The following is a 25,448-nucleotide window of genomic DNA, read 5'->3' on the forward strand; positions in this document are numbered from 1 at the left end:
CAGACCGTGCAGGTGTCGGCCTACCCGGACGCGTACGCGCAGTGGGAGCAGCAGGCCGCCGACATCGTCGCCCAGTACTGGAACAGCTGACCCGAACAACGACCGCTGGCCGGCACCCCGTACAGGGGTGCCGGCCAGCGGCGTGTCCGGCGCGAGATTCAGACGTCGGCGACCAGCTCGACCTCGTACCCCTGCCTGTCGGACAGGTAGGCGGCGTACGTCTGCGGGCCGCCCGCGTGGGGGTGGCGGTCCGGGAAGAGCAGCTCCCACCCGTGCCCGGGCGCGGCGGCGACCAGCCGGTCCACGGCGGCCGGCGGGCCGGCGTGGAAGGCCAGGTGGTTGAGGCCCGGCGCGCGCCGGTCGTGCGTGCGCCCGGTGAGCGCCGGGGACTCCTCCAGGACCAGGTAGGTCGGGCCGAGCCGCCAGGACCGGCCGGCCGGCCAGTCCTGGTACGGCGTCCAGCCCAGCTCGCCGAGGAGCCAGCCCCAACTACGCCTGGCAGCCGCGAGATCGGGTACCCAGACCTCCACGTGGTGCAGAGCGCCGATGGTCAGCGCTTGCCGCCCGGCACCCATACCACATCCCCATCCGGATTTGCCGTTCTTGACAGGATAAAGAGCAGATCGGAGAGCCGGTTGAGATACTTTGCCGGGAGCGTGCTGGTCCGGTCCGGATCGTGCGCGACCAGCGCCCACCCCGCACGCTCGGCGCGCCGGGCGGTCGTCCGTGCCACGTGCAGCAGCGCCGCGCCAGCGGTGCCGCCGGGGAGGATGAAGGAGTCGAGCTTGCTCAGGCGCGCGTTGTACTCGTCGCACCAGCCCTCGAGGCGCTCCACGTACTCCTCGGTGACCCGCAGCGGCGGGTACTTCGGGTCCGGCTCCACCGGCGTCGCCAGGTCCGCGCCGACGTCGAACATGTCGTTCTGGATCGACTGCAGCACCGCCCGCAGCTCGTCGGGAAGCTGCCCCAGGGCGAGCGCCACGCCGATGGCGGCGTTGCACTCGTCCACGTCCGCGTACGCGGCGATCCGCGGATCGGTCTTCGGCACCTGCTCGTTGTTGTTCAGCCTGGTCATGCCGGCGTCGCCGGCCTTGGTGTAGATGCGCGTGAGGTGGACGGCCATGACGCACAGCCTACGGATACCGGACCTGACGATCCCGGCGCGGCCGGCCCGCACCGCCTGGCCGGCAGGGGTCGGGCCGGGCGATGCCGGCGACCCGGCGGTCAACGACGTCGACGTCATCCGGGTGCCCGGTGAGGCCCGGCTGGCCGGCACCGTGCACGTGGTCGGGGCGAAGAACTCCGCGTTGAAGCTCATGGCGGCGGCGCTGCTCGCCCCGGGGCGCAGCGTGATCACCAACGTCCCGCGGATCACCGACATCGCCATCATGGGCGAGGTGCTGCGCCGGCTCGGCTGCGCCGTACGCTTCGCCGCCGACGACCCGGTCGACCCCATGGTGGCCCGCGGCGGCGTGGAACGGTCCCGGTCGGTGGTGATCGACGTGCCGGAACAGCCGGGCGCGGAGGCCGACTACGACCTGGTCCGCCGGCTGCGCGCGTCGATCTGCGTGCTCGGTCCGCTGCTGGCCCGCCGGGGCTACGTGCGGGTGGCCCATCCCGGCGGGGACGCCATCGGCTCGCGCGGCCTGGACATGCACATCGCCGGGCTGTCCCGGATGGGCGCGGAGATCTCCGGCGAGCACGGCTTCGTCATCGCCGAGGCCCCCGACGGGCTGTACGGCGCGGACATCCTGCTGGACTTCCCGAGCGTCGGCGCCACCGAGAACCTCGTGATGGCGGCGGTGCTGGCCCGGGGCACCACGACGATCGACAACGCGGCGCGGGAGCCGGAGATCGTCGACATCTGCACCATGTTGAACCGGATGGGCGCCCGGATCGAGGGAGCCGGCACGTCGACCCTGCACATCGTCGGGGTGCCCGAGCTGCGCCCGGTCCGGCACGCCACCGTGGGGGACCGGATCGTCGCCGGAACGTGGGCGTTCGCGGCCGCCATGACCCGGGGCGACGTGACCGTGACCGGCGTCGACCCGGCCTACCTGGAGGTCGCGCTGGACAAGCTGGTCTCCGCCGGCGGCCTGGTGGAGACCCGGGGCGGCGCGTTCCGGGTACGCATGGACGACCGGCCGAAGGCCGTCGACGTGGTCACCCTGCCCTTTCCGGGCTTCGCCACCGACCTGCTGCCGATGGCGATCGGGCTGGCCGCGGTCAGCGACGGCGGCTCGCTGATCACCGAGAACATCTTCGACGGCCGGTTCATGTTCGCCAACGAGATGATGCGGCTCGGCGCGGACATCAAGACCGACGGCCACCACGCCCTGGTGTGCGGCCACGAGCGCCTCTCCGGCGCCCCGGTACGCGCCACCGACATCCGGGCCGGCGCCGGCCTGATCATCGCCGGGCTGTGCGCCGACGGGGTCACCGAGGTCTCGCACGTGCACCACGTGGATCGCGGCTACCCGGATTTCGTGGCCGACCTGCGGGCCCTCGGCGTCGAGGTGGAGCGCGGAACCGCGCCCGAGGAGCCCGACCTCGCCATCTGAGGGACGCCCTTAGCAGTCGTTCAGCCTCGCGGATTAGGGTGCTCGCAGACACTCATTCGCAGCGAGGGAGAAGCAGATGGCGGGTCGACTCGCGGTCGTCGGTGCCGGGTTGATGGGCTCGGGCATCGCCCAGGTGGCGGCGCAGGCGGGCTGGCAGGTGACCCTGCGCGACCTGGACGACGCGGCCACCAAGCGGGGCGTCGACGGCATCCGGAAGTCGCTTCAGAAGTTCGCCGAGAAGGGGAAGATCGAGGCGTCCGAGGTCGAGGCGACCCTGGCCCGGATCACGCCGACCACCGAGCTGGAGGCGGCGGCCGACGCGGACATCGTCGTCGAGGCGGTCTTCGAGAAGATCGAGATCAAGCACGAGGTGTTCCGCGCGCTGGACAAGATCTGCAAGTCCGACGCGGTGCTGGCCACCAACACCTCGGCCATCCCGGTCACCCAGATCGCCACCGCCACCGAGCGCCCGGAGTCGGTCGTCGGCACCCACTTCTTCTCGCCGGTGCCCATGATGAAGCTCTGCGAGCTGGTCCGGGGCTACAAGACCAGCGACGCGGCCCTGGCCACGGCCAAGGCGTTCGCCGAGGAGATCGGCAAGACCGTCGTGGTGGTGAACCGGGACATCGCCGGCTTCGTCACCACCCGGCTGATCTGCGCCCTCGCCATGGAGGCGGTCAAGCTGGTCGAGTCCGGCGTGATCTCCGCCGAGGACCTGGACACGGCCTGCAAGCTCGGCTTCGGCCACGCCATGGGCCCGCTGGCCACGGTCGACCTGACCGGCGTGGACGTGCTGCTCAACGCCAGCAAGAACATCTACACCGACACCGCCGACGAGAAGTTCTTCCCGCCGGAGCTGCTCCAGCGCATGGCCACCGCCGGCGACCTGGGTCGCAAGACCGGCCAGGGCTTCTACAGCTACTGATCCGCACGCTTGACACCCCCGGCCGCCCCGGTCGGGGGCGTCAGGCCTTCCGGGGTGGGGTCAGGGCCGTGCCGAGCAGGGCGAACGCGTCGGGGATGACGGTGCCCCAGTAGGCGAAGTTGTGCCGGCCGTCGGCCCAGGCGGCGCGTACCGGGGGTTCGGGCAGCTCCCGGGCCAGCGCGCGGACGTCCTTGAGGAAGTTGTCCTGCCGGCCGCACCAGAGGCCGACCGGGGTGCCGCGCAGCCGGTCCACGCCCGTGAAGACCGCGTCGCCCGGGCGGACCGCGGGGGAGAAGGCGGCCACCGCGCGCAACCAACCGGGGTACGCCTCGGCGAGCAGCAACGCCCCGAACCCGCCCATCGACCAGCCCCAGACGGCGAGCCGGCTGCTGTCGAAGCCGCGCCGGGCGCACCAGGTGGGCAGCTCCTCGCGGACCATCCGCTGCGGGTCGTCGTTGCCGGAGCGGCGCCAGGAGAGCCGGCCGCCGGTGGCTCCGGCCAGCGCGAAGGGCGGGGCGCCACGGCGTACCGCCTCGGTGAGGAAGCGGGCCAGCCCGAACCGGCCGTAGTCCCGGGGTGTGGCCGAGGCGCCGTGCAGCACCAGGCAGACGGGGAGGCCGCGGCCGTCGCCGTACCCGTCGGGCACCGCCGTCCAGAAGTCCACCTCGCGGCCGCGGGCCCCGGAGGCGATCCGGATCAACCGCTCGTCCCCGGCCGGCACGTCCGGCACGGCAGGCCCCGGCCCGGGCCGGGGCTCGGCGAGCTGCCGGGCGGTGAGCCCGCCGACCACCGCGACGCCGGCCACACCGGCCGCGGCCCCGAGCAGCGTGCGCCGGGTCAGGATGTGCGCCATGCCGGCGAGTGTGCCACCCCGGGTGGGCGGCGGGACCCCCCGTCCCGCGAGGCGCCGACCGGGGTGCCCTCAGCCGTCGTGCCCGGTGGTTCGGGGCCGGGTACCCGCCGCCGTCGCTCGCGCGACCGCTGTGGCCGGTCCTGGCCTGGTCGGCCCGCCACCCTCGGCGGGAGGCGGCGCGGCGGATCCGGGAGCGGTCCGCCGCAGGCCGGGGGTGAGGGCGACGGTGGCGGCCAACGCCGCCGCGGCCACCAACGCGACGGCACGCGCCGGCGCGACGAGGTCCGCGACCGCCCCCGCGAGCGCCGCGCACACCGCCTGAGCGGCCAGCATGCCGTTCCCGTGCAGGCCGAGCACCTGGCCACGGACCTCGGGCGGCGAGTGGGCGATCAGCCGCTCCTGCAACGGCAGTGCAGCGGCGTAGCCGACCGACGCGAGCAGCGCGACGGCCATGGCCAGCGGCAGCGGCGGCGACAGCAGGAGGGCCAGGTACGGAACGGCGAGCAGCAGCCGCAGCGGCCGCAGCCACCGCTCGCGGCGGGCCGGCGGCAGGAACCGCCCCACCACCACGTCCCCGATCAGCATGCCGAGGGCGGCCGCGGCGAGCAGGAAGCCGGCGCGCTCACCCGCGTACGGGACGAACAGCGCCTCGCAGCCGACGATCAGGCCGCCGGGTACCCAGAGGTTGAGCAGCAGCGACCGGCGGCCGGGGTCGGCCCAGAGAGCCCGGTTGACGAGGTGGGTGCGCGCGACCGTCACCCGCCCGGTGGTCCGGGCCGGACGCTCGTCGAGCCCGAACCAGCCCACCGCCGCGGACACCGCCCGCAGGACCAGGGCGAGCAGGAACACCTGGTACGGGCTCAGCCAGACGAGCAGGACGCCGGCCAGCCCGAACCCCGCGATCTGCATGACGCCGACGCTGGTGTTCATGGTGGCCCGGGCCAGTACGTAGGCGTCGACCGGCACGATGTCGGTGAGCAGTGCCCACCGGGCGCCGCCGGCGACCGAGCCGACGTAAGCGTTGGCGAAGATGATCGCGAAGCGGGCCCACAGGGGCAGCCCGGGCACGGCCTGCAGCGCCGCTCCGGCGGTGGCCAGCAGGGCGGCGAGGGTCAGCGCCCGGCGGGGCGGCACGCTGTCCGCCGCGGACAGCAGCGTCAGGCTGCCGAGGACCCCCGCCAGCGGCGCTCCGAACATGCTCAGCGCGGTGAGCAGGGCCGAGCCGGTCGCCGCGTAGGTCAACGCGCCCAGGGCCAGCGCCGACGTCGTGTGCGCCGCGATCCCGGCACAGTTGGCCAGGAACAGGTTGCGGAACTCCCGGACCGCGAACAGTTCTGCGTAGGTTCTCACCCGGGCATGGTCCGCAGGCCACGGCGCATCCCATAGAGTTACGTCCGGAGGCGAAACGTGGGTGTCTGGCAGGTGCCGTCCGACCTGGTCGCGCGGAGCCGGTTCACGGTCTCGCCGATGGTCGAGACAGTCGCGGCGCTGAAGGCGCTGCGCCATCCGCACGTCCTGTGGGAGCAGGCCTGGCGGCGACCGCACGCCGAGGAGTTCCGGCGGATGCTGGCCGCCCGCCCGGTGGCCCGGGCGCTGGTGTCGGCGTCGTTCAACCTCCGGTGGATCGCGGACTTCCTCACCATCGCACCCGCCTCGGCGGATCCGACGTTCACGGCGGAACTGGCGGCCGTCGAGGGGCTGTCCGACGAGCGGATCCGGGCCGACCTGCGGGCCACCCACCCGGGCCCGCTCGCGGCGGAGCTGCTGGCGGACGGCCTCACCGGGCAGGTGGTGGAACTCCTCCGGTGGGTCTGGACGCACACCGTCGGCCCGGAGTGGCCGGAGCGGGAACGCCGGCTGCGGGCGGACATCGTGGCCCGCACCGCCGCGTTGAGCACCCGCGGCTGGGCCGGTGCGCTGACCGACATCAACCGCGACGTGCGGTGGCTGGGGGACGGTCGCCTGCAGGTCAACGACTATCCGGAACCGCCGCTGTCGCTGCACGAGGCCGAGCAACTGGTCTTCCTCCCGGCCCACTGCCGTCGCGGCTGGGTGGTCTGGGACGTGCCGACCCGGTTCGGGATGGTCTATCCGGCGCGCGGGATCCTGGCCGATCCCACCTCACCGGCGCCGGACGGGCTCGCCCGGCTGATTGGCGGGAACCGGGCCGACATCCTGGCCCGGCTGGACGCGCCGCTGAGCACCTCGCAGCTCGTGGTGGTGACCGGGCTGTCTCTCGGCACGGTGGGCGATCACCTGCGGGTGCTGCTCGACGCGGGCGCGGTCACCAAGCGGCGGTCCGGGCGCGAGGTGCTCTACTGGCGTACGCCGCTCGGTGCCGCGCTCGTCGCCGGCGGGTGATCAGCCGTCGCGCTTGGTGGTCCAGCGGAACGTGGTGAGGCAGAGGACCAGGCCGATCACGCACCACAGCCCGAGGACCAGGGCGACGCGGCCCAGCTCGAACGAGCCGCCCGGTTCCTGCGTGCCGAAGCTGTCCGGCAGGAAGACCGAGCGCAGCCCCTGGCACATCCACTTGAGGGGGAAGAGCGCGGCGACCTGCTGCATCCAGCTCGGGAGGCTGGTGAAGACGAAGAACACGCCGGAGATGAACTGGAGGACCAGGGCCACCGGGGTGACCACGGCCGAGCCGCTGCGGGCCGTGCGGGCGAGGGAGGAGATGGCGATGCCGCACAGGGTGCAGGCGGTGACGCCGAGGACGGCGACCCACCCGAAGGTGACCCACCGGGCGGCGGTGTCCGGGAGCGTCAGGTCGAACAGCGCGACCGACACGGCGAGCAGCAGCGCGGTCTCCGCGACGCCGATGGCCACCACCATGAGCACCTTGCCGGCGAACCACACCCACTTCGGCATCGGCGTGCCCCGGTAGCGCTTCAGGACTCCCCGGTCCCGTTCGATGGGGATCCAGATGCCGAGGTTCTGGAAGCTCACGGTCATGAGGCCGGTCGCGATCATGCCGGTGATGAAGTACTGCGTGTAGCTCACGCCCGGCGCGATCTCGTCGTTGAAGATCGCCGCGAAGATCAGGATCATGATGACCGGGAAGCCCATCGTGAACACGACGGACTCCCGGGAGCGCAGGAACTGGGTGATCTCCAGCCGGCCCTGGCGCAGGGCGAGCGTGGCCCCGCCCGGCCGGCGGCCCGGGGCGGCGGCGACCGGGACGGCCGGCTTCGTCGTGGTGGTCATCAGTGTCCGATCATCCGCAGGTAGACGTCCTCGAGGGTCGGCCGGGTCACGGTGAGGCCGGGGACCTCGCCGCCGAAACGCGCGGCCAGCTCCGCGACCAGCGCCGTCGGCGTCGCGGTCTCCGCCGCCTCCGGTGCCCCCTCCGGGGTACGCCAGGAGACCTTCGCCAGCGCCTCCTGGCGGTTGCCCAGCCGGTTCGGCGGGGCCACCTCGACCACCCGGCCGGCGGCGATCACGCCGACCCGGTCGGCCAGGGCCTCGGCCTCGTCCAGGTAGTGGGTGGTGAGCACGATGGTGGTGCCGGCCGCGGAGAGGTCCCGGATCAGCTCCCAGAACTCGCGGCGGGCCTCCGGGTCGAAACCGGTGGTGGGCTCGTCGAGGAAGAGCAGCTCGGGGCGGCCGACGATGCCGAGTGCCACGTCGAGCCGGCGCTTCTGCCCGCCGGAGAGGGTGTGCGTGCGCGCCCGGGCCTTGGCGCCGAGCCCGACCCGCTCGATCACCTTCTCCGGGTCGTCCGAGTCGGGGTAGAAGCCGGCGAAGTGCCGGACCACCTCGCCGACGGTCAGCTCGTCGAACTCGCCGGTGCCCTGCAGCACGATGCCGACCCGGGAACGCCAGCTCGCGTCCGGGTGGGCCGGGTCGGCGCCGAGCACCCGCACCTCGCCGGCGTCGCGCCGCCGGTAGCCCTCCAGGATCTCCACCGTGGTGGTCTTGCCCGCGCCGTTCGGGCCGAGCAGGGCGAACACCTCCCCGCGGCGGACGTCGAGGTCCACGCCCGCCACCGCGAGGTTGTCGCCGTACGCCTTGCGCAGCCCCCGTACGGAGATCGCGAGCTCGTCATCCATGACGTCCAGTGTGCGACTCCGGCGGGCCCGGCGGTGGCCCGGGGGTGTGGTGGTGTCGCCCATGTCGCGCCGCTCGTGCCCGTCGGTCCGCTCCATGGACCTGTGTGGTTTTCCACAGCCCGTTTTACTGAACGGTAACTTAAACTCCGGCCATGGATGAGAAGGCTCCTTCGGGGCGGTTGCCGGAGCGCGACCGGCCCTGGGTGATGCGCACCTACGCCGGGCACTCCTCCGCCGCGGCCACCAACGCGCTCTTCCGCCGCAACCTGGCGAAGGGGCAGACCGGGCTCTCGGTCGCCTTCGACCTGCCCACCCAGACGGGCTACGACCCGGACCACGAGCTGGCCGCCGGCGAGGTCGGCCGGGTCGGTGTGCCCGTGGCGCACCTCGGCGACATGCGCGCCCTCTTCGAGGGCATCCCGCTCGCCGAGATGAACACCTCGATGACCATCAACGCGCCGGCGATGTGGCTGCTCGGCCTCTACGGCACGGTCGCCGCCGAGCAGGGCGCCGAGCTGTCCCGCTGCGCCGGCACCACCCAGAACGACATCATCAAGGAGTACCTGTCCCGGGGGACCCACATCTTCCCGCCGGCCGCCTCCCTGCGGCTCACCGCGGACGTCATCGCGTACACGCTGCGTGAGATGCCGAAGTGGAACCCGGTCAACATCTGCTCGTACCACCTCCAGGAGGCCGGCGCGACGCCGGTGCAGGAGGTCGGCTTCGCCCTGGCCACCGCCGTCGCCGTGCTCGACGCGGTACGCGACTCCGGCCAGGTGCCCGCCGAGCGGATGGGCGACGTCGTCCAGCGGATCTCCTTCTTCGTCAACGCCGGTGTGCGCTTCGTCGAGGAGATCGCCAAGATGCGCGCGTTCGGCGCGCTCTGGGACGAGATCACCCGCGACCGGTACGGCGTCGAGAACGCGAAGCAGCGCCGCTTCCGGTACGGCGTCCAGGTCAACTCGCTGGGCCTCACCGAGGCGCAGCCGGAGAACAACATCCAGCGCATCGTGCTGGAGATGCTCGGCGTCACCCTGTCCCGCGACGCCCGCGCCCGCGCCGTGCAACTGCCCGCCTGGAACGAGGCGCTCGGCCTGCCCCGCCCCTGGGACCAGCAGTGGTCGCTGCGCATGCAGCAGGTGCTGGCGTACGAGTCGGACCTGCTCGAATATCCCGACCTGTTCGAGGGCTCGCACGTGATGACCGCGCTGGTCGACGACATCGTGGCCGGGGCCCGGGTCGAGCTGGAGAAGGTGCTGGAGATGGGCGGCGTGGTGACCGCCGTGGAGACCGGCTACCTGAAGAGCGCCCTGGTCGCCTCGCTGGCCGACCGGCGCCGGCGGATGGAGGCCGGCACCGACGTGGTGGTCGGCGTCAACCGGTTCACCGAGACCGAGCCCTCACCGCTGACCGCGGCCGGCGCCCAGGCCATCGAGCAGGTCGACCCCGCCGTCGAGGCGGCCGCCACCACCGCCGTACGCGAGTGGCGGGCCGGCCGGGACACGGCGGCCGTGGACGCGGCACTCGCCCGGCTGCGCGCGGACGCCGCGACCACCACGAACCTCATGCCGGCGACGCTGGAGTGCGTGCGGGCCGGGGTGACCACCGGCGAGTGGGCCGGCGCGCTGCGCCAGGTCTTCGGCGAGTACCGGGCGCCCACCGGCCTGTCCGGCGCGGCCGGCGCGGGCGGCGACGCCGGCCTGGGTGCGGTCCGGGAGCGGGTCGCCGCCACCGCGCGCGAACTGGGCAGCGGCCGGCTGCGGCTGCTCGTGGGCAAGCCCGGCCTGGACGGGCACTCCAACGGCGCCGAGCAGATCGCGGTACGCGCCCGCGACGCCGGCTTCGAGGTGGTCTACCAGGGCATCCGGCTGACCGCCGGGCAGATCGTGGCGGCCGCCGTGGAGGAGGACGTCGACCTGGTCGGCCTCTCGGTGCTCTCCGGGTCGCACCTGGCCGCCGTGCCGGCCGTGCTCGACGGGCTGCGCGCCGCCGGGCGGGCCGACCTGCCCGTGGTGGTCGGCGGCATCATCCCGGCGGCCGACGCGGAAGCGCTCCGGGCCGCCGGCGTGGCCCGCGTCTTCACCCCGAAGGACTTCGCGCTGACCGGCATCATCGACGACCTGGTCACGGTGATCCGCGAGTCCAACGGCCTGTCCTGACGCGGCGGGCTCCGGGACCCTGGTCCGTGTCGCAGTGCGCGGCCCCAGGTCGGCCCGCTGCCGGCGAGCCCGCCCCCGGTCAGCGGCTCGCGTAGGTCTGGCAGTCGGCCATGTCCAGCTCCGGGCCGACGGTGATCGCCGGAGCGTGGCACTCCAGGTCGGAGTTGTGCCGGCAGTCCGCGCGCTGGCAGGCCCCGACCTGGGCGATCAGCTGCTCGACGCCGCCGCGTACCGGCAGCTCGATGAAGGTGTGGCAGTGCGCGTGGTCGCTGCTGCCGATCGTGATGGCGAACGCGTGGCAGTCGTTGGTGTGGTTGTAGGCGCAGGACCTGACGGCGCACTCCTGGACCCGGGGCATCTCCATCGACGCGGTCATCTCTCCGGCCCTCCTCTGGACGTCTGTCCTGAACGTAGGCGTTCGTCCGGGTCTCGTCCCTGGATCCGGGTGCGGGTCATGCCGTCGGGTGCTCCGCGGCCGTCAGCGCCGCGCCCAGCGGGAGGCAGGTGCTCCACCACCGCCTTTGCTCTGCACCCATGTACGCAACATGGCAGGTGCCGGCGGTGTGGGCGGGGTGCTCCGTGTCCGCCTTTGCTCTGCACCCATGCACGCGGCACGGCAGGTGTCGGCGGGGTGGGGTGGGTTGCTGCGTGTCCGCCTTTGCTCTGCAGCCATCGCCGCAGCGGGCACGGAGCGTAGGTGGTGCGTGGATGGCTGCAGAGCAAAGTGGGTCGGGCGGGGTTGGGCGGGTGGCTACGTGGCGTGTGGGATGGGGTGGGGCCGCCGCGCCGATCCCGCCACGTCGTCACGTTGCGCCGACACGGGCAGTGAGCCTGGGGCGAATGTCCGGTTCATGCCCGGCTTCCGGCGGTGAGTGGAGCGCTATGGCTGTCTCCGGCGGCCGGATACCTCCATGGCGCTCCACCGAGCGTGCGCGGGTGGGCGTGGTGTCTGTTTTGCGGGGTGACCGGCGGCATCCCGGCGGTGGAATGGCCGGCGGGCGAGGGTCGTTATACCCGGTGCACGACCGAGGACCACGGCCCCGCCCGACGGGGTGCCCGGCCCCCGCGGCCCGCCCGCCCGACCCGGATCCCCCGGGAATGATGGTGGCCGGTCGGTCGTTGTACATGGTCCCGGCGCGACGAAGAGGCCCCGCCCCGTCCGCCGGATGATCCCCCCTAAGACTTTCTTGAGCGCCTGACGTGGTGCTTGCGCACAGCCGACCCCCATCGGCGTGTGCGCCAACCCCCGAATGGAGCTACCCCCATGAACACGATGCTGCGTAAGAGCGTGCTGGGTATCGCTGGTCTGGCCTTCACCGGTGGTGTGTTCGCCGGTCCGGTCGCCGCCCACGCCGAGCCGGTGGACACCAAGCCGGCCGCGGTGGCGACGGTGCAGGGCGCCCAGTCGCGCATCGACCTGAACGACGAGCAGACCGCGAACGCGAAGGCGATCATCGCGGCGACGAAGAAGGCCGGCCTGCCGGAGCGGGCCGCGGTCATCTCCATCGCCACGAGCCTGCAGGAGTCGAAGCTGGAGAACCTGGGCCACCTCGGCGACAAGAACGACCACGACTCGCTGGGCCTGTTCCAGCAGCGCCCGAGCTCGGGTTGGGGCACGCCGGAGCAGATCACCAACCCCGAGTACTCCACCCTCGCCTTCCTCAAGGGTTTGAAGCAGGTCGACGGCTGGCAGGACATGCCGCTGACCGACGCCGCGCAGACCGTGCAGGTGTCGGCCTACCCCGACGCGTACGCGCAGTGGGAGCAGCAGGCCACCGACATCGTCCACCAGCACTGGAACAGCTGACCCAACGCAATCGCCGCTGGCCGGCACCCCGAACACCGGGGTGCCGGCCAGCGGCGTCTCCGGAGCGTGAAGGACTCAGACCCGGAAGCCGGCAGCCCGAGCCGCCCGCCGTTCCCGCCTCCGCTCACGACGCCGTCGCAGGAACCAGAAGAGGAACGCCACGAACCCGAGGAGGAACACCAGCACGAGCACCGGCAGCAGGATCGCCACCACCGACATGACGGCACTGGTCGCGTCCTCGGCGGTGCTGGCCACCGGCGCGCCGAAGCCCGCGGTGGTCGCGTTGATGACCGGGCGGGCCGCCGACTTGAGCAGGTGCACGCCGAGCGCGAGGAGCACGCCGACCACCACCGGCACCCACTGGTGCGTGGAGAAGAAGGTGTCCGGGTCGCTGACCGTCACCGTCTCCGAGCTGGAGCCGGCCCCGAAGGCCAGCCCGCCCGCGGTGGGCCGGACCACCGTCTGCACCACGTCGTTGACGTGGTCGACCACCGGCACCTTGTCGGCCACGACTTCGACGGCGAGCAGCACGGCGAGGATCAGCAGCACCCACCCGTTGCCCAGCCACTGCCAGCCGCTCGGCAGCTCCATGAGGTCGGTGTAACGCGCGAGCAGACCCATCAGCAGGAGGGGGATGTAGGCGTTCAGGCCCGCCGACGCGGCGAGCCCGGAACCGGTGAGGACTTCGAGCACGATCTCAATATGGCACCGGTACGCCAGTGGCGCTCGTCGGCGGCGGCCGGGTCCTCGGCTACCCTCGTCGGGTGCGGTTGGTGATTGCGAAGTGCTCGGTGGACTACGTCGGACGACTGTCGGCACACCTGCCGCCGGCCACCCGGTTGCTCATGGTGAAGGCGGACGGGTCGGTGTCGATCCACGCCGACGACCGGGCCTACAAGCCGTTGAACTGGATGAGCCCGCCGTGCCGGCTGGAGGAGGCCCCGGGTGTGTGGCGGGTGGTCAACAAGGCCGGCGAGGAGCTGCGCATCACCCTGGAGGAGATCTTCCAGGACACCTCGTACGAGCTGGGCGTCGACCCGGGCCTGCGCAAGGACGGTGTCGAGGCGCACCTGCAGGAGCTGCTGGCCGCCAACCCGGAGACCCTCGGCGACGGTTTCACGCTGGTACGGCGGGAGTACATGACCGCGATCGGCCCGGTCGACCTGCTGTGCCGGGACGCCAACCAGCGCGCGGTCGCGGTCGAGGTGAAGCGGCGCGGCGAGATCGACGGCGTGGAGCAGCTCACCCGCTACCTCGAACTGATGAACCGCGACCCGCTGCTCGCCCCGGTCGCCGGCGTGTTCGCCGCGCAGGAGATCAAGCCCCAGGCGCGGGTGCTCGCCACCGACCGGGGCATCCGGTGCGTGGTGGTGGACTACGACAAGCTGCGGGGCATCGAGCGCGACGAGCTGACCCTGTTCTGAGCCGGGCGGGCCGGGGCGTTCAGCGGCCCCGGCCGTACATCAGCTTGGCGGCCTTGACCAGGCGGGCGACGTCGGCGGGGGTGCGTTCGAAGGTCATCGACGGCAGCAGCGAGCGGGCCCGGCGGCGGGTGATCGACTTGGCCCGGCCGAACTCGCGCAGCCCGTCCTCGCCGTGGATCCGGCCGAAGCCGGAGTCGCCGACGCCGCCGAACGGCAGTGTGGACATGCCGGCGAAGGTCAGCGTCGAGTTGACCGCGGCCATCCCGGAGCGCAGCCGCCGCGCGACCGCCACGGCCCGCCTGCGGCCGAAGACCGAACCCCCGAGGCCGTACGACAGGGCGTTGGCCCGTTCGACGGCCTCGTCCACGTCGCGGACGCGGTTGACGGTCAGCGTCGGCCCGAAGGTTTCCTCGCGCACCGCGGCGGAGTCCTCCGGCACGTCCACGAGCACGGTCGGGTGCACGTACGGCGGCTGGACCGCCTCGGGACCGCCGAGCACCGGCCGGCCGCCGGCGGCCACCGCGTCGTCGATGTGCCGCCGGATGACGTCGACCTGGGACGGCATGGTGATCGGCCCGATGTCGGCGCCGTCGGGGCCGACGGTGAGCCGGCCGGCCCTGGTGACCACCTTGTCGACGAAGGCGTCGAAGACCTGGTCGACCGCGTAGACGCGCTCGATGCCGATGCAGGTCTGCCCGGCGTTGGTCAGCGCGCCCCAGACGCACGCCTCGGCGGCGGCGTCCAGGTCGGCGTCGGAGTCGACGATCATCGCGTCCTTGCCGCCCGCCTCCAGCAGCACCGGGGTGAGCGTCTCGGCACAGGCGGCCATCACCTTCCGGGCGGTGGCCGTCGAGCCGGTGAAGGCCAGTTTCGCCACCCCCGAGCGGCACAGGGCCGCGCCGACGTCGCCGAGCCCGTGCACGGCCTGGAAGACCGGCTGCTCCGGCACCACCTCGGCGAACCGGTCCACCAGCCACTGCCCGACGGCCGGGGTGTACTCGCTCGGCTTGAACACCACGGCGTTGCCGGCGGCGAGGGCGTAGGCGGCGGAGCCGATCGGGGTGAAGACCGGGTAGTTCCACGGCCCGATCACGCCGACCACCCCGTACGGCTGGTATTCCAGGTGGGCGGTGAACTCGGCGAGGATCAGCCGGGAGCGGACCCGGCGCGGCCCGAGCACCCGACGGGCGTTGCGGGCGGCCCAGTCGATGTGCTCCAGCGCGGTGAGGATCTCCACGACGGCGTCGCCGACCGGTTTGCCGCCCTCGGCGTGCACCAGGTCGGCCAGCTCCTCCATCCGGCGGGCGAGCACGCCTCGCCAGCGCAGCAGCCGGTCCCGCCGGCCGGCGAAGCCGAGCCCGGCCCACCAGTCGGCGGCGACGGCGGCCCGCTCCACCGTGGCGCGCACGTCCGCCTCGGTCGCCACGGGCAGCCGGCCGGCCTCCGCGCCGGTCGCCGGACTGGTCGACACCAGTCGGCCGTCTTCGATGAGCGGGGTCCCCGGGACATGCACAGCCGTCATGGCCGGAGTCTAGACCCGAGCGTTACTCACCGGTAGGCCCCGCGGGAGCCGTACCCTCTGCCCAGGTCGGCGGGGTCGCGCGCTCGGCGGGATCGACGGATGTGCCACGGCTTGAACCGGCGGCGCCCGCCGAAACGGCCAACAGGAGATGGCCGGCCGGGGTCCCGGGGGTGACCGCGCGGTGGTGGGACCGATTACGGTGAGGTGGCAGGCTGACGCCGCGGAGCGACGGTGGGGTGGAGGTCGACTGTCCATGGAGGAGCATCCGGAACTGATGCCGCTGTTGACGGTGTCGGGTGGGGCGATGCGGGGGCTGAGCTTCCGGGTCGGCCGGGATCCACAGCTGGTCGGCCGGGCGCCGAGCGCCGACATCGTGCTCGCCGATCCGCACCTGAGCCGGCGGCACGCGACGGTGCAGGCCACCGTCGACGGGGTGGTGCTCACCGATCTCGGCTCGACGAACGGCACCTGGCTCAACGACCAGCGGATCGTCGGCAGCGTGCCGCTCACGGACGGCGACGTGATCCGGCTGGGCCGCACCGACCTGCGCTTCTTCGACCCGGGCGTGGCCCGGACCGACCCGGTGGGGATGAGCTTCGGGCAGCCACGCCGCGACCAGCGGCCCACCCTGCCGCTGCCGGTCCCGCCCACGCCGCGGGCGCCGATCGAGTCGCGCGGCACGCTGCCGCTGGCGGTCGACGCGCACCGCTGAGCCGGGGCTCGGCCACACCGGCCGGCCGCCCCGCATGGGGGCCGCACACATGGACCGGTCGCCGCCGGCCGTGCCAGCATGCGCGGATGGGGAGCGAGCGACACACCGTCCGGGCCAACGGCATCGTCCAGGCGGTCCGGGTGGCCGGCCCGCCGGACGGCGTTCCGGTGCTGCTGGTGCACGGCAACGTGTCGTCCGCCGCCTTCTGGGAGCCACTGCTGCCCCGGCTGCCCGGGACGCTCCGGGTGGTCGCCCCCGACCTGCGCGGATACGGCGACACCGACACCGCCCCGGTCGACGCCACCCGGGGCCTCGGCGACTTCGCCGACGACGTGGCCGCCCTGCTCGACGCCCCCGGCCTGTTCGCCCCCGGGGCCCGGCCGGTGGTGGTCGGGCACTCGCTGGGCGGTGGGGTGGCGATGCGGCTGCTGGTCGACCACCCCGACCGGGTGGCCGGGCTGCTGCTGGAGGCGCCGGTCTCCCCGTACGGCTTCGGCGGGACCCGGGACCTCGACGGCACCCCCACCACTCCCGACTTCGCCGGCACCGGGGCGGGCACCGCGAACCCGGACTTCGTGGCGCGGCTGGCCGCGCACGACCGGAGCGCCGACGGCCCGACCAGCCCGCGCGCCGTGCTGCGCTCGGCGTACGTGGCCGACCCGGTGTCGCTGGGCGGGGACGAGGACCTGCTGCTGGAGAGCATGCTGACCACCGCCACCGGCGAGGACAACTACCCCGGCACGGCGGTCGCCTCGGCGCACTGGCCGGGCATGGCGGCGGGGGAGCGCGGTGTGCTCAACGCGCTGGCGCCCGCCCACTTCCGGCTCGCCGGCGAGCTGGTCGCCGTCCCGGCGAAGCCGCCGGTGACCTGGGTACGCGGCGACGCCGACGTGATCGTCTCGGACACCTCGCTGTTCGACCTGGCGTACCTGGGGTCGCTCGGGGTGGTGCCGGGCTGGCCGGGGGCGGCGGACTGCCCGCCGCAGCCGATGGTCGGCCAGACCCGGGCGGTGCTCGACGGGTACGCGGCGGCCGGCGGGACGTACCGGGAGGTGGTGCTGCCCGGCTGCGGGCACAGCCCGCACCTGGAGCGGCCGGCCGAGTTCGTCGCCGAGCTGCTGGCGCTCACGGAGGTGCCCTCCGGGGTCTGAGCGACGCGGTGCGTGAAATATCCCACGGCGTCTCGACAACGCAGCGTCACATGGCAGACTCCGGCGCATAACCTTAGCCGCCGTTCATGTCGGCGACGGCGGAGTCAACCAGGGGAGGCCGGTCGTGGCGCGCGAGTTCACCAGTGTGGGTGTGGTGGGTCTGGGCACCATGGGTGCCGGCATCGTCGAGGTGTTCGCCCGCAACGGCATCGACGTGGTGGCCGTCGAGATCTCCGCGACCGCCCTGGAGCGCGGCCGGGCCACCCTCACCGGCTCCACCGACCGCGCCGTCGCCAAGGGCAAGCTCGCCGAGGCGGACCGGGACGCGCTGCTGGCCCGGATCGACTGGCAGGTCGGCCTGGACGCCCTGCACTCGGTGGACCTGGTGATCGAGGCGGTGCCGGAGCACCTGGACCTGAAGCAGCGGATCTTCGCCGAGCTGGACCGGGTCTGCCGGCCCGAGGCGATCCTGGCCACCAACACCTCCTCCCTGAGCGTCACGGAGATCTCCGTGGCCACCACCCGGCCGAACCAGGTCATCGGCATCCACTTCTTCAACCCGGCGCCGGTCATGAAGCTGGTCGAGGTGGTCCGCACCGTGGTCACGTCGGCCGACGTGGTGGCCGACGTGGAGGCGCTCTGCGCGCGGCTCGGCAAGGTGGACGTCACCATCAGCGACCGGGCCGGTTTCATCGCCAACGCCCTGCTGTTCGGCTACCTGAACCACGCGGTCGGCATGTTCGAGTCCCGGTACGCCACCCGCGAGGACATCGACGCCGCCATGAAGCTCGGCTGCGGCCTGCCGATGGGCCCGCTCGCGCTGATGGACCTGATCGGCCTCGACACCGCGTACGAGATCCTGGACACCATGTACCGGCGGGGCGGCCGGGACCGGCGGCACGCACCGGTGCCGCTGATCAAGCAGATGGTCACCGCCGGGCTGCTCGGCCGGAAGTCCGGCCGCGGCTTCTACACCTACGAGCGGCCGGGCTCCCCGGTGGTCGTACCCGACGAGCACACCCCGGTGAGCACGGGTGCCGCGCTCGCCGACGGCGCCCGGGCGATCACCAAGGTCGGCGTGGTCGGCTCCGGGACCATGGCCACCGGCATCATCGAGGTCTTCGCCAAGGCCGGCTACGAGGTCATCTCGGTGACCCGGGGCGCGGAGAAGTCCGCCAAGGTCTGCGAGGCGGTCAAGACCTCCCTCAACAAGGGTGTGGTGCGGGGCAAGCTGAGCGAGGACGACCGGGACGCCGCGCTGGGCCGGGTCACCTGGTCGGCCACCCTGGACCACCTGGCCGACGTGGACCTGGTGGTCGAGGCGGTCGTCGAGGAGCTGAGCGTCAAGAAGGCCCTGTTCGCCAGCCTCGACGAGATCTGCAAGCCGGGCGTCGTGCTGGCCACCACCACCTCGTCGCTGCCGGTGATCGACGTGGCGATGGCCACCCAGCGGCCGGCCGACGTGATCGGCCTGCACTTCTTCAACCCGGCGCCGATCATGCCGCTGGTGGAGATCGTGCGGACCATCCGCACCTCGGCGGAGACCGCCGCCACCGCCCGGGCGGTCTGCGCGGGCCTGGGCAAGACCGGCGTGGTCTGCGGCGACCGGTCCGGGTTCATCGTCAACGCGCTGCTGTTCCCGTACCTGAACGACGCGGTGAAGATGCTGGAGGCCAGCTACTCGACCGCCGACGACATCGACCACGCCATGAAGCTCGGCTGCGGCTACCCGATGGGCCCGTTCGAGCTGCTCGACGTGGTCGGCCTGGACGTGTCGCTGGCCATCCAGCGGGAGCTCTACCTGGAGCTGCGCGAGCCGGGCTTCGCCCCCGCGCCGCTGCTGGAGCACCTGGTCACCGCCGGCTACCTGGGCCGCAAGAGCGGCCGCGGTTTCCGCGACCACACCCGGCGCTGATCCGGGTCAACGCCGGGCGCCGGTGACGGCGTCTTCAGGACGTGACCTTCGAGGAGTACGTCGGCAGCCGCGGCCCGGCCCTGCTACGCCTGGCCCGGCTGCTGACCGGGGACGCGCACCGCGCCGAGGACCTGACGCAGGACGTGCTGGCCCGCGCGTACGTGCACTGGCGGAAGATCGCCCGGGCCGACCGGCCCGACGTGTACGTACGGCGGATGCTGGTCAACGCGAACAGTTCCTGGTGGCGCCGCCGGTCCAGCCGCGAGCTGGCCGTGGACACCTTCGCCGAGCGGCCCCAGCGCGGTGACCTCGGCGGCGAGGCGGCCGACCGGGACGAGATGTGGCGGCTGATCCGCGCCCTCCCGGACCGCCAGCGCGCCGTGCTGGTGCTGCGCTACTACGAGGACCTGGACGACGCGACGATCGCCCAGATCCTCGACTGCTCGCCGGTCACCGTCCGCACCCACGCGATGCGGGCGCTCGCCCAGCTCCGGGAGCGCTGCGGCGCCCCGACGACGAAGGGGAGCCGGCAGTGACCGACCTCGACCAGCGGATCACCTCGGTGCTGCGGGAGCACGCCGAGGGCGACACCGACGCCCATCGCCTGCTGCGGAACTCCCGCGCCCTCGGCCGGCGCCGGCAGGTGCGCCGGCGGGTCGCCGCCGGCACCGCGCTCGCGCTGGTCGGCGTCGTCGGCTTCGCCGGCGTGACCGCGACGGACGTGGGCGGCCTGAACGGCCGGCTGCCCTGGACGGCCGCCACGCCGACCCTGGCCCCGCCGGTGCCGCCCCGCGCCGACGGGGTGCCCGGAGCGGCGGCCGACCCGGCCCGGGTCGGCACCGACCCGAGGGTGCTGCACTTCGGCGTCGACCCGGCGCAGGCGCGGTACCTGGGCTGGGGGGTCGACGGCGGCCAGGTCGAGTCGATCCAGGTCGAGACCGCCGGGGGACGGCGGGCCAGGGTGGAGGTGACCCGGTCCGAGGCCCCCCTGCGCGACGGCGGGATCGAAGAGTTCCCGGTGAGCCCACCGCGGCCGGCCGCGTTCGACGGCGCCGTCCAGCGGGTGCCGCTCGGCGCCGGCCAGAGCGGGTACGTGACCTGGTTCCGGCCGGCGACGGGCCTCTTCGCCCGAGCGAGCATGGTGGGCGGGGACCCGTTCGCGCTCGCCCGCCTCGTCGGGGCGCTGCGCTGGGACGAGGCCCGGCGGTGCGCCGCGCCGGTGCGGCTCGGCACGCTGCCGGCCGAAGCGAGGCTCGGCGCCTGCCGGGTCGACCTCTCCGCGTACCCCCGGCTGATCACCGCGCAGCTCACCGTGGTGCGGGGCGAGGCGCAGAACATGCTTGTCACGTACCGGTACGCGGCGCAGTCCGGCACCAGCACCCAGGCCAACCGGACGGTCGGCGGCCGGCCGGCGTACGTGCCGCCGAACGGGTGGACCGTCGACCTGGTCGGCATCCCGAAGGTGGAGGTGCGCGCCACCTTCGGCTGGCCGGGCCAGGGCTTCACCGAGGCGGACGCGGGCACGCTGCTGGGCGGCGCGCGGCTGGCCGAGGACCCGGCCCGCCTGCAGACCTGGCCCTGACCGGGCGACCGCCGGCCGGAGCCGCCCGACCCGGGTCGCTCCGGCCGGCGGACCGTACGCTTGGTGACCGTGAGCCCCCGTCGCAACCGTCCCCGCCGGGACGACACCACCCACCTCGACGCCGAGCGGGCGCGCCAGGGCGTGCCGACCGTCCAGCAGTGGCGCGACGGCGACTGGCAGGTGCGCGGGATCACCGGCGGGGCGTCGGTGAAGACGTACCGCTGCCCCGGCTGCGACCAGGAGATCCGCCCGGGGGTGGCGCACGTGGTGGCCTGGCCGGCCGACGACCGGGGTGACCTGAACGACCGCCGGCACTGGCACGGCGGCTGCTGGCGGGCCCGGGACCGGCGCGGGCCGAACCTCCAGCGCGGCCGGGGCGCCCCCCGGCACGGCTGAGCGATCTGGATCACCCTGTTTCCGCCCCGGCGGGCGGCGCGGACGGCGGCGCGGGAGACTGGGGCGGTGAGCACACCGATCCGTGCGTCGTCGATCCTGCCCGGCCGCCGGGAGGACATCGAGCTGCACACCGCCGACGGCCTGAAGCTGGTCGGCGAGCTGGCCCGGCCGCTGGACCGGGAGCCGGCCGGCACCCTGGTCTGCCTGCACCCGCTGCCCACCCACGGCGGGATGATGGACAGCCACGTGTTCCGCAAGGCGGCCTGGCGGCTGCCCGCGCTGGCCGACCTGGCCGTGCTCCGCTTCAACACCCGGGGCACCAGCAGCGTCCGCGGCACCAGCGAGGGGGCCTTCGACGGCGCGGTCGGGGAGCGCTTCGACGTGGCCGCCGCCATCGAGTACGCCGAGTTCCACGAGCTGCCGAACATCTGGCTGGTCGGCTGGTCGTTCGGCACCGACCTGGCGCTGAAGTACGGCTGCGACCCGGCCGTGGCCGGCGCCATCCTGCTCTCCCCGCCGCTGCGCTACTCCGCGCCCGCCGACCTGACCGTCTGGGCCGAGTCCGGCCGGCCGCTCACCGCCCTGGTCCCCGAGTTCGACGACTACCTGCGCCCCGAGGAGGCCCGGCAGCGCTTCGCCGCGGTGCCGCAGGCCGAGGTGGTCGGGGTTTCCGGCGCCAAGCACCTCTGGGTCGGCGACGCCGAGACCGTGCTCGACGAGATCGTCAGGCGGGTCAACCCGGCCGTGCCGGTCCCGCTGCCGACCACCTGGGACGGCCCCATGGAGACCGGCGACGTCAGCGCGTACGCCGACCGGACGGTGGCCGCCTTCGCCGACACCCCGGTGCCCGGGCCGGAGCAGCGCCGCGCCGGCTGACGGTCAGCGGGACTCCTGCCGCGGCAGGACCACCTCGCGCAGGATGAGCTGGAGCGCGGCCACCGTGGGGATGGCGATCAGCGCGCCGACCACGCCCAGCAGCGACACCCCGAGCAGGGCGGCCAGCAGCGCGGCCACCTCGTTGACGGAGACCGCCCGGCGCATGATCTTCGGGTAGATCAGGTAGTTCTCGACCTGCTGGTAGATCAGGAAGAACACCAGGCAGGCGATGCCGACCGGCAGGTCGGTGGCGAGCCCGACCAGGGTCACCACCACGGCGCCCAGGGTCGCCCCGATCTGCGGGATCAGGTCGGTCACCGCGACCACCACCGCCAGGGCGAAGGGGTACGGCAGCCCGACCACCAGGGCGAACACGAAGGTGCTCGCCCCGGCCAGCACCGCGATGGCCAGCGCACCGACCATGTACGCGCCGACCCGCGCCAGGATCTCGTCGCCGATGAGGCGGACCCGCTCCCGGCGGGTGCGGGGCACCAGCGCGTACCCGAGGTCGCGCAGCTTGTTGAAGTAGGCCAGGAAGTAGATCGTCAGCACCAGCACGGTCAGCGCCCGGAAGATGGTGCCGAAGATGAGCTGCGCCCCGCCCAGCACGCCGCCGAGGGCCCGGCCGATGGTGTCCGCGTTCGCCGCCGACTGGACGCGCTGCATCACGTCGTAGCGCTCGACGAAGTCGTTGACGGTGGGGTTGCGGCGCAGTTCGTCGACGTAGCCGGGCAGGTGGTCGATGAACTGCCCGGACTGGGTCACCACCGGCGGCACCAGCGCCAACAGCCCGCCGACGATCAGCAGCAGGACGGTCAACGTCACCACCGTCACGGCCAGCCCCTGCGGCACCCCCCAGCTGCGCAGGCGCACCACGGCCGGGTGCAGGCCGACGGCGAGGAAGAGCGCGATCACCACCAGGACCAGGATGCCTGCCGAGTTCCGTACGCCCAGGAACACCGCGTACGCCAGGAGCACGCCGAGCGCCCCGGTGAAGCCGATCAGGAAGCTGCTGCGCCGCAGCGGGCGGCCCGGCACGCCGAAGCGTCCGCTCGGCTCGAACTCGGTCGGCTCGGTCTCCGCGCCGGCCTCAGCCAGCGGGGGCTTGCCGGCCAGGGCGGGGCCGGGGTCGGGACGCGGGGCGTCGGGCCGGTCGTCGCCCGGGCCGGCGGATCCCTCCTGCGACACCCGTGCCTCCCCGGCTCCCGCTCCGGCCCGGCGGAGCGCCCCTGCGGCGGGCCGTGCGCACCGGAGGAGTCCTCGGTGGCGCAGCCCCTGCACCCGCAGGTTATCGGTCGACGCCCGCCCCGACCATCCCCCGCCGCCTCGATCCCGCCGCTCCGGTGAGGTGCGACGCCGGCGGCCGGGCCACCGGGGGGACCGGCCCCGGGTCAGTCCTTGTCGACGGTGACGGCGCTCGGCTTGGCGCTGCGCTCGTCGGTGGTCGGCTTGGTCGGGCGCTTGCCGTTCTCGCCGGTGCTGGTGATCTTCGTGGGGGTGGCGCCCCGGCCGCCCTCGCCGGGCACGGCGGCCACGGTCGGCTCGCCCTCCACACCGGCGCTCGCCTCGGAACCGTCCACGGTGGTCACGGGTTCGGCGACCGGGCGGGCCTTCACGCCGTCCGCCGCCGGCTCCCCGGCCTCGGCGGGAGCGCCGCCGTCGGGGGAGACCGTCGCGGTGCCCTTGGCGGCGGCGGGGACCGGCGTCCGGTCGTCCGCCGGCGTGCCGTTCGCGCCGCGGCCGCCCGCCGCCGTGGCCAGGTCGGCCGGGTCGACGGGAGTGGCGGCGAGGCCGGCCCGCCCGGCCTCCGTGTGCAGCTCGGCGAGCCGGCGCTGGAGGTCGTCGGACTCCTGCCGGGACTTCCAGGTCTCCGTGCGCAGGTCGGCCAGCTCCTGCTGGGCGTTGGCGATCTCCAGCATCACCTGGGCGAGCTGCTGCCGGCCGGCGGCCACCTCCTGCTGAGTGGCCGCGAGGTGCTGCTGGGTGGTGGCCAGGTGCTGCTGGGTGGTGGCCGCGTACTCCTCGAACTGCCGCCGTGATGCGGCCACGTGCTCGTCGGCCTTGCGGCGCCTGCCGGCGGCGTCCTCCTCGGCCCGGCGCAGCAGCTCGGCGGCCTCCTCCTCGGCCCGCTGGCGCATGGTGAGCGCGTCCTGCTCGGCGGCCTGCCGCAGCTCCGCCGCGCCCTGCTCGATCTCCGTACGCCGGGCCGTGTACGCCTTCTCCAGCTCGTCCTGCCGCCTGGTGTGCTGCTTGTCCAGCTCGTCGCGGCGCTTGGCGAACTCCTGCTCGGCGGTGGCGCGGCGCTGGGCCAGCTCCTTCTCCACCGTCTCCTGCCGGGCCTTGACCTCCTTCTCCACGCCGGCCCGCCAGGCGCCCAGCTCCTGCTGGGTCTGTGCGCGGGCCTGCTGGACGTACGCCTCGGTCTCGGTCCGCATCCGCTGCACGTACGCGTCGACCTCGGCGCGGTTGCGCTTGCCGGCCTCGGCGGCCTCGGTGGTGAGCCGGTTGGCCTCGGTCCGGGCCCGGCCGCGGGTGACCTTCGCGGCCTCCTCCGCGTCGTCCACGATCTTCTTGGCCTCGGTGAGCGCCTTGGCGTGGGTGGCCCGGCCGGCCTCGGCGGCGGACTCGGTGAGCCGCTTGGCCTCCTGCTGGGCCTTGGCGTGCACCTCCTTGGCCGCCTCGCGGAGCTGGGTGGCCTCCTGCTGTGCCTTGGCGAGCGCCTCCTTGGCCGCCTCGCGCAGCCGGGTCGACTCCTGCTGGGCGCGGGCGTGGATCTCCTTGGCGGTGTCCCGGAGCTGGGTGGCCTCCTGCTGTGCCTTGGCCAGCGCGTCCTGGGCGGTCTTGCGCAGCTTCTCGGCCTCGGCCTGTGCGGCGGAGAGGGTGGCCTCCGCCTCGGCCTTGCGGGCGGCGGTGTGTCGCTCCTCCTCGGCCCGGCGGGCGGCGAGGGCGATCTCGAAGTCCTTGAGGGCCTGGGCGGCCTGCTCCCGGGCCTCCTCGATGATGTGCTCGGCGGCCGCCCGGCGGGCCTCGATCTCCTCGTTGGCGGCGGCCAGGATGTCGTCGGCCTGTTCCTCGGCCATGGTGAGGATCTGCTCGACCCGGGGACCGAGGTGCCGGAACGAGGCGCGGTCCACCACGCCCACCTGCTTGCGCACCTGGGCGAGGTCGCGTTGCAGGACCTCGACCTGGCCGGCCAGCTTGTGGATCTGGGTGTACGCCTGTTCCCGCTCGGTCGTCAGCGCGGAGATCTCGTGCTCCGCACGAGCGACGTAACGGTCGACCTGTCGTTTGTCGTACCCCCGCAGAGCGGACTCGAAGCTGGGCTCCGTGGTCACGTCCCCGCCGAGGGCGAACAGTTCCTCGCCGTGCGACATGCCCCCATCCTCACACGCATCCGGCCCTGCTGGGGCGATACGGACGCCCCGGTTGGGAGGTGCACTTCACTGAACAGGCGAAACGGACGGGAAAGCATGACGGCGCGGGGCGACACCGGTCACCCGGTGTCACCCCGCG

24 protein-coding genes are annotated in these 25,448 nt (G+C 73.6%); 13 read left to right on the top strand and 11 right to left on the bottom strand.

Features of this window, described 5'->3' with window-relative positions; translation table 11 throughout:
- Positions 1-158: 158 nt before the first annotated feature.
- Together ACZ6PY_RS27390 and ACZ6PY_RS27395 are read right to left on the bottom strand one after the other, a co-directional pair.
- On the bottom strand, positions 159-575 hold the full coding sequence (locus tag ACZ6PY_RS27390) for a VOC family protein (RefSeq protein WP_466077118.1): 417 nt from the start codon (positions 573-575) through the stop codon (positions 159-161).
- Positions 551-1,123, bottom strand: coding sequence for a cob(I)yrinic acid a,c-diamide adenosyltransferase (locus ACZ6PY_RS27395; protein ID WP_151465161.1), 573 nt, complete (start codon positions 1,121-1,123; stop codon positions 551-553). Before ACZ6PY_RS27395 ends, ACZ6PY_RS27390 begins: the two co-directional genes overlap by 25 nt.
- Between ACZ6PY_RS27395 and murA the strand changes: the two genes are divergently transcribed.
- Positions 1,122-2,561, top strand: coding sequence for a UDP-N-acetylglucosamine 1-carboxyvinyltransferase (gene murA, locus ACZ6PY_RS27400; RefSeq protein ID WP_466077122.1), 1,440 nt, complete (start codon positions 1,122-1,124; stop codon positions 2,559-2,561). The genes ACZ6PY_RS27395 and murA overlap by 2 nt on opposite strands.
- Positions 2,562-2,637: 76 nt before the next feature.
- Positions 2,638-3,486: a 3-hydroxyacyl-CoA dehydrogenase family protein gene (locus ACZ6PY_RS27405; RefSeq protein WP_262284733.1), complete on the top strand. Its 849-nt coding sequence runs from the start codon at positions 2,638-2,640 to the stop codon at positions 3,484-3,486.
- Between the two features lie 40 nt (positions 3,487-3,526).
- Here ACZ6PY_RS27405 and ACZ6PY_RS27410 read toward each other — a convergent pair whose 3' ends face one another.
- Both ACZ6PY_RS27410 and ACZ6PY_RS27415 read right to left on the bottom strand, forming a co-directional pair.
- Positions 3,527-4,339, bottom strand: a complete 813-nt coding sequence (locus ACZ6PY_RS27410; protein WP_466077125.1) for an alpha/beta hydrolase — start codon at positions 4,337-4,339, stop codon at positions 3,527-3,529.
- 69 nt (positions 4,340-4,408) lie between these two features.
- On the bottom strand, positions 4,409-5,689 hold the full coding sequence (locus ACZ6PY_RS27415) for an MFS transporter (RefSeq protein ID WP_466077128.1): 1,281 nt from the start codon (positions 5,687-5,689) through the stop codon (positions 4,409-4,411).
- 57 nt (positions 5,690-5,746) lie between these two features.
- Here ACZ6PY_RS27415 and ACZ6PY_RS27420 point away from each other — a divergent pair, with 57 nt between their 5' ends.
- Positions 5,747-6,700, top strand: a complete 954-nt coding sequence (locus ACZ6PY_RS27420; protein ID WP_466077131.1) for an ArsR/SmtB family transcription factor — start codon at positions 5,747-5,749, stop codon at positions 6,698-6,700.
- Here ACZ6PY_RS27420 and ACZ6PY_RS27425 read toward each other — a convergent pair whose 3' ends face one another.
- Together ACZ6PY_RS27425 and ACZ6PY_RS27430 are read right to left on the bottom strand one after the other, a co-directional pair.
- Positions 6,701-7,546 carry an ABC transporter permease gene (locus tag ACZ6PY_RS27425; RefSeq protein WP_466077136.1) on the bottom strand — a complete coding sequence of 282 codons (846 nt, stop codon included), beginning with the start codon at positions 7,544-7,546 and terminating at the stop codon, positions 6,701-6,703. It lies immediately after the preceding gene.
- The gene (locus ACZ6PY_RS27430; RefSeq protein ID WP_466077140.1) at positions 7,546-8,391 is read right to left on the bottom strand and encodes an ABC transporter ATP-binding protein; all 846 of its coding nucleotides are present in this window, start codon (positions 8,389-8,391) and stop codon (positions 7,546-7,548) included. Before ACZ6PY_RS27430 ends, ACZ6PY_RS27425 begins: the two co-directional genes overlap by 1 nt.
- A gap of 152 nt (positions 8,392-8,543) precedes the next feature.
- On the opposite strand from ACZ6PY_RS27430, the gene ACZ6PY_RS27435 reads away from it, so the two are divergent.
- The gene (locus ACZ6PY_RS27435) at positions 8,544-10,550 is read left to right on the top strand and encodes a protein meaA (RefSeq protein ID WP_466077145.1); all 2,007 of its coding nucleotides are present in this window, start codon (positions 8,544-8,546) and stop codon (positions 10,548-10,550) included.
- Between the two features lie 79 nt (positions 10,551-10,629).
- Here the strand turns inward: ACZ6PY_RS27435 and ACZ6PY_RS27440 are convergent, their stop codons facing one another.
- Positions 10,630-10,926, bottom strand: coding sequence for a DUF1540 domain-containing protein (locus tag ACZ6PY_RS27440; RefSeq protein WP_466077150.1), 297 nt, complete (start codon positions 10,924-10,926; stop codon positions 10,630-10,632).
- 888 nt (positions 10,927-11,814) lie between these two features.
- Here ACZ6PY_RS27440 and ACZ6PY_RS27445 point away from each other — a divergent pair.
- Positions 11,815-12,357 (top strand): hypothetical protein, encoded by a 543-nt coding sequence (locus ACZ6PY_RS27445; RefSeq protein WP_466077153.1) that lies wholly within the window; start codon positions 11,815-11,817, stop codon positions 12,355-12,357.
- A 75-nt stretch (positions 12,358-12,432) separates the two neighbouring features.
- Here the strand turns inward: ACZ6PY_RS27445 and ACZ6PY_RS27450 are convergent, their stop codons facing one another.
- Positions 12,433-13,050 carry a DUF4126 domain-containing protein gene (locus ACZ6PY_RS27450; RefSeq protein ID WP_262284725.1) on the bottom strand — a complete coding sequence of 206 codons (618 nt, stop codon included), beginning with the start codon at positions 13,048-13,050 and terminating at the stop codon, positions 12,433-12,435.
- Between the two features lie 71 nt (positions 13,051-13,121).
- Here ACZ6PY_RS27450 and nucS point away from each other — a divergent pair, with 71 nt between their 5' ends.
- Positions 13,122-13,781 carry an endonuclease NucS gene (gene nucS, locus ACZ6PY_RS27455; protein ID WP_466077157.1) on the top strand — a complete coding sequence of 220 codons (660 nt, stop codon included), beginning with the start codon at positions 13,122-13,124 and terminating at the stop codon, positions 13,779-13,781.
- 19 nt (positions 13,782-13,800) lie between these two features.
- On the opposite strand, the gene ACZ6PY_RS27460 is transcribed toward nucS, so the two are convergent.
- Positions 13,801-15,303, bottom strand: a complete 1,503-nt coding sequence (locus ACZ6PY_RS27460) for an aldehyde dehydrogenase family protein (RefSeq protein WP_466077160.1) — start codon at positions 15,301-15,303, stop codon at positions 13,801-13,803.
- A gap of 253 nt (positions 15,304-15,556) precedes the next feature.
- On the opposite strand from ACZ6PY_RS27460, the gene ACZ6PY_RS27465 reads away from it, so the two are divergent.
- The 7 genes from ACZ6PY_RS27465 (at position 15,557) to ACZ6PY_RS27495 (ending at position 21,935) form a co-directional block, all read left to right on the top strand.
- Positions 15,557-16,015 carry an FHA domain-containing protein gene (locus tag ACZ6PY_RS27465; RefSeq protein ID WP_466077163.1) on the top strand — a complete coding sequence of 153 codons (459 nt, stop codon included), beginning with the start codon at positions 15,557-15,559 and terminating at the stop codon, positions 16,013-16,015.
- An 86-nt stretch (positions 16,016-16,101) separates the two neighbouring features.
- Complete coding sequence (locus tag ACZ6PY_RS27470) at positions 16,102-17,166, top strand: alpha/beta fold hydrolase (protein ID WP_466077167.1); 1,065 nt, start codon at positions 16,102-16,104, stop codon at positions 17,164-17,166.
- Positions 17,167-17,290: 124 nt separating this feature from the next.
- Positions 17,291-19,081: a 3-hydroxyacyl-CoA dehydrogenase family protein gene (locus tag ACZ6PY_RS27475; RefSeq protein ID WP_466077170.1), complete on the top strand. Its 1,791-nt coding sequence runs from the start codon at positions 17,291-17,293 to the stop codon at positions 19,079-19,081.
- A gap of 41 nt (positions 19,082-19,122) precedes the next feature.
- Entirely contained in the window at positions 19,123-19,617 is a 495-nt protein-coding gene (locus ACZ6PY_RS27480) for a SigE family RNA polymerase sigma factor (RefSeq protein WP_466077173.1), read from the top strand.
- Complete coding sequence (locus ACZ6PY_RS27485; RefSeq protein ID WP_466077176.1) at positions 19,614-20,663, top strand: hypothetical protein; 1,050 nt, start codon at positions 19,614-19,616, stop codon at positions 20,661-20,663. The genes ACZ6PY_RS27480 and ACZ6PY_RS27485 overlap by 4 nt, the downstream gene beginning before the upstream one ends.
- A 63-nt stretch (positions 20,664-20,726) precedes the next feature.
- On the top strand, positions 20,727-21,059 hold the full coding sequence (locus tag ACZ6PY_RS27490) for a hypothetical protein (RefSeq protein ID WP_466077179.1): 333 nt from the start codon (positions 20,727-20,729) through the stop codon (positions 21,057-21,059).
- A gap of 66 nt (positions 21,060-21,125) precedes the next feature.
- On the top strand, positions 21,126-21,935 hold the full coding sequence (locus ACZ6PY_RS27495) for an alpha/beta hydrolase (RefSeq protein WP_466077182.1): 810 nt from the start codon (positions 21,126-21,128) through the stop codon (positions 21,933-21,935).
- Between the two features lie 3 nt (positions 21,936-21,938).
- Here ACZ6PY_RS27495 and ACZ6PY_RS27500 read toward each other — a convergent pair whose 3' ends face one another.
- On the bottom strand, positions 21,939-23,033 hold the full coding sequence (locus tag ACZ6PY_RS27500) for an AI-2E family transporter (RefSeq protein WP_466077565.1): 1,095 nt from the start codon (positions 23,031-23,033) through the stop codon (positions 21,939-21,941).
- Between the two features lie 293 nt (positions 23,034-23,326).
- A complete protein-coding gene (locus ACZ6PY_RS27505) occupies positions 23,327-25,309 on the bottom strand; it encodes a coiled-coil domain-containing protein (protein ID WP_466077185.1) in 1,983 nt (660 codons plus the stop codon).
- Positions 25,310-25,448: the final 139 nt, after the last annotated feature.

This window comes from Micromonospora sp. NPDC048907 (assembly GCF_055586885.1).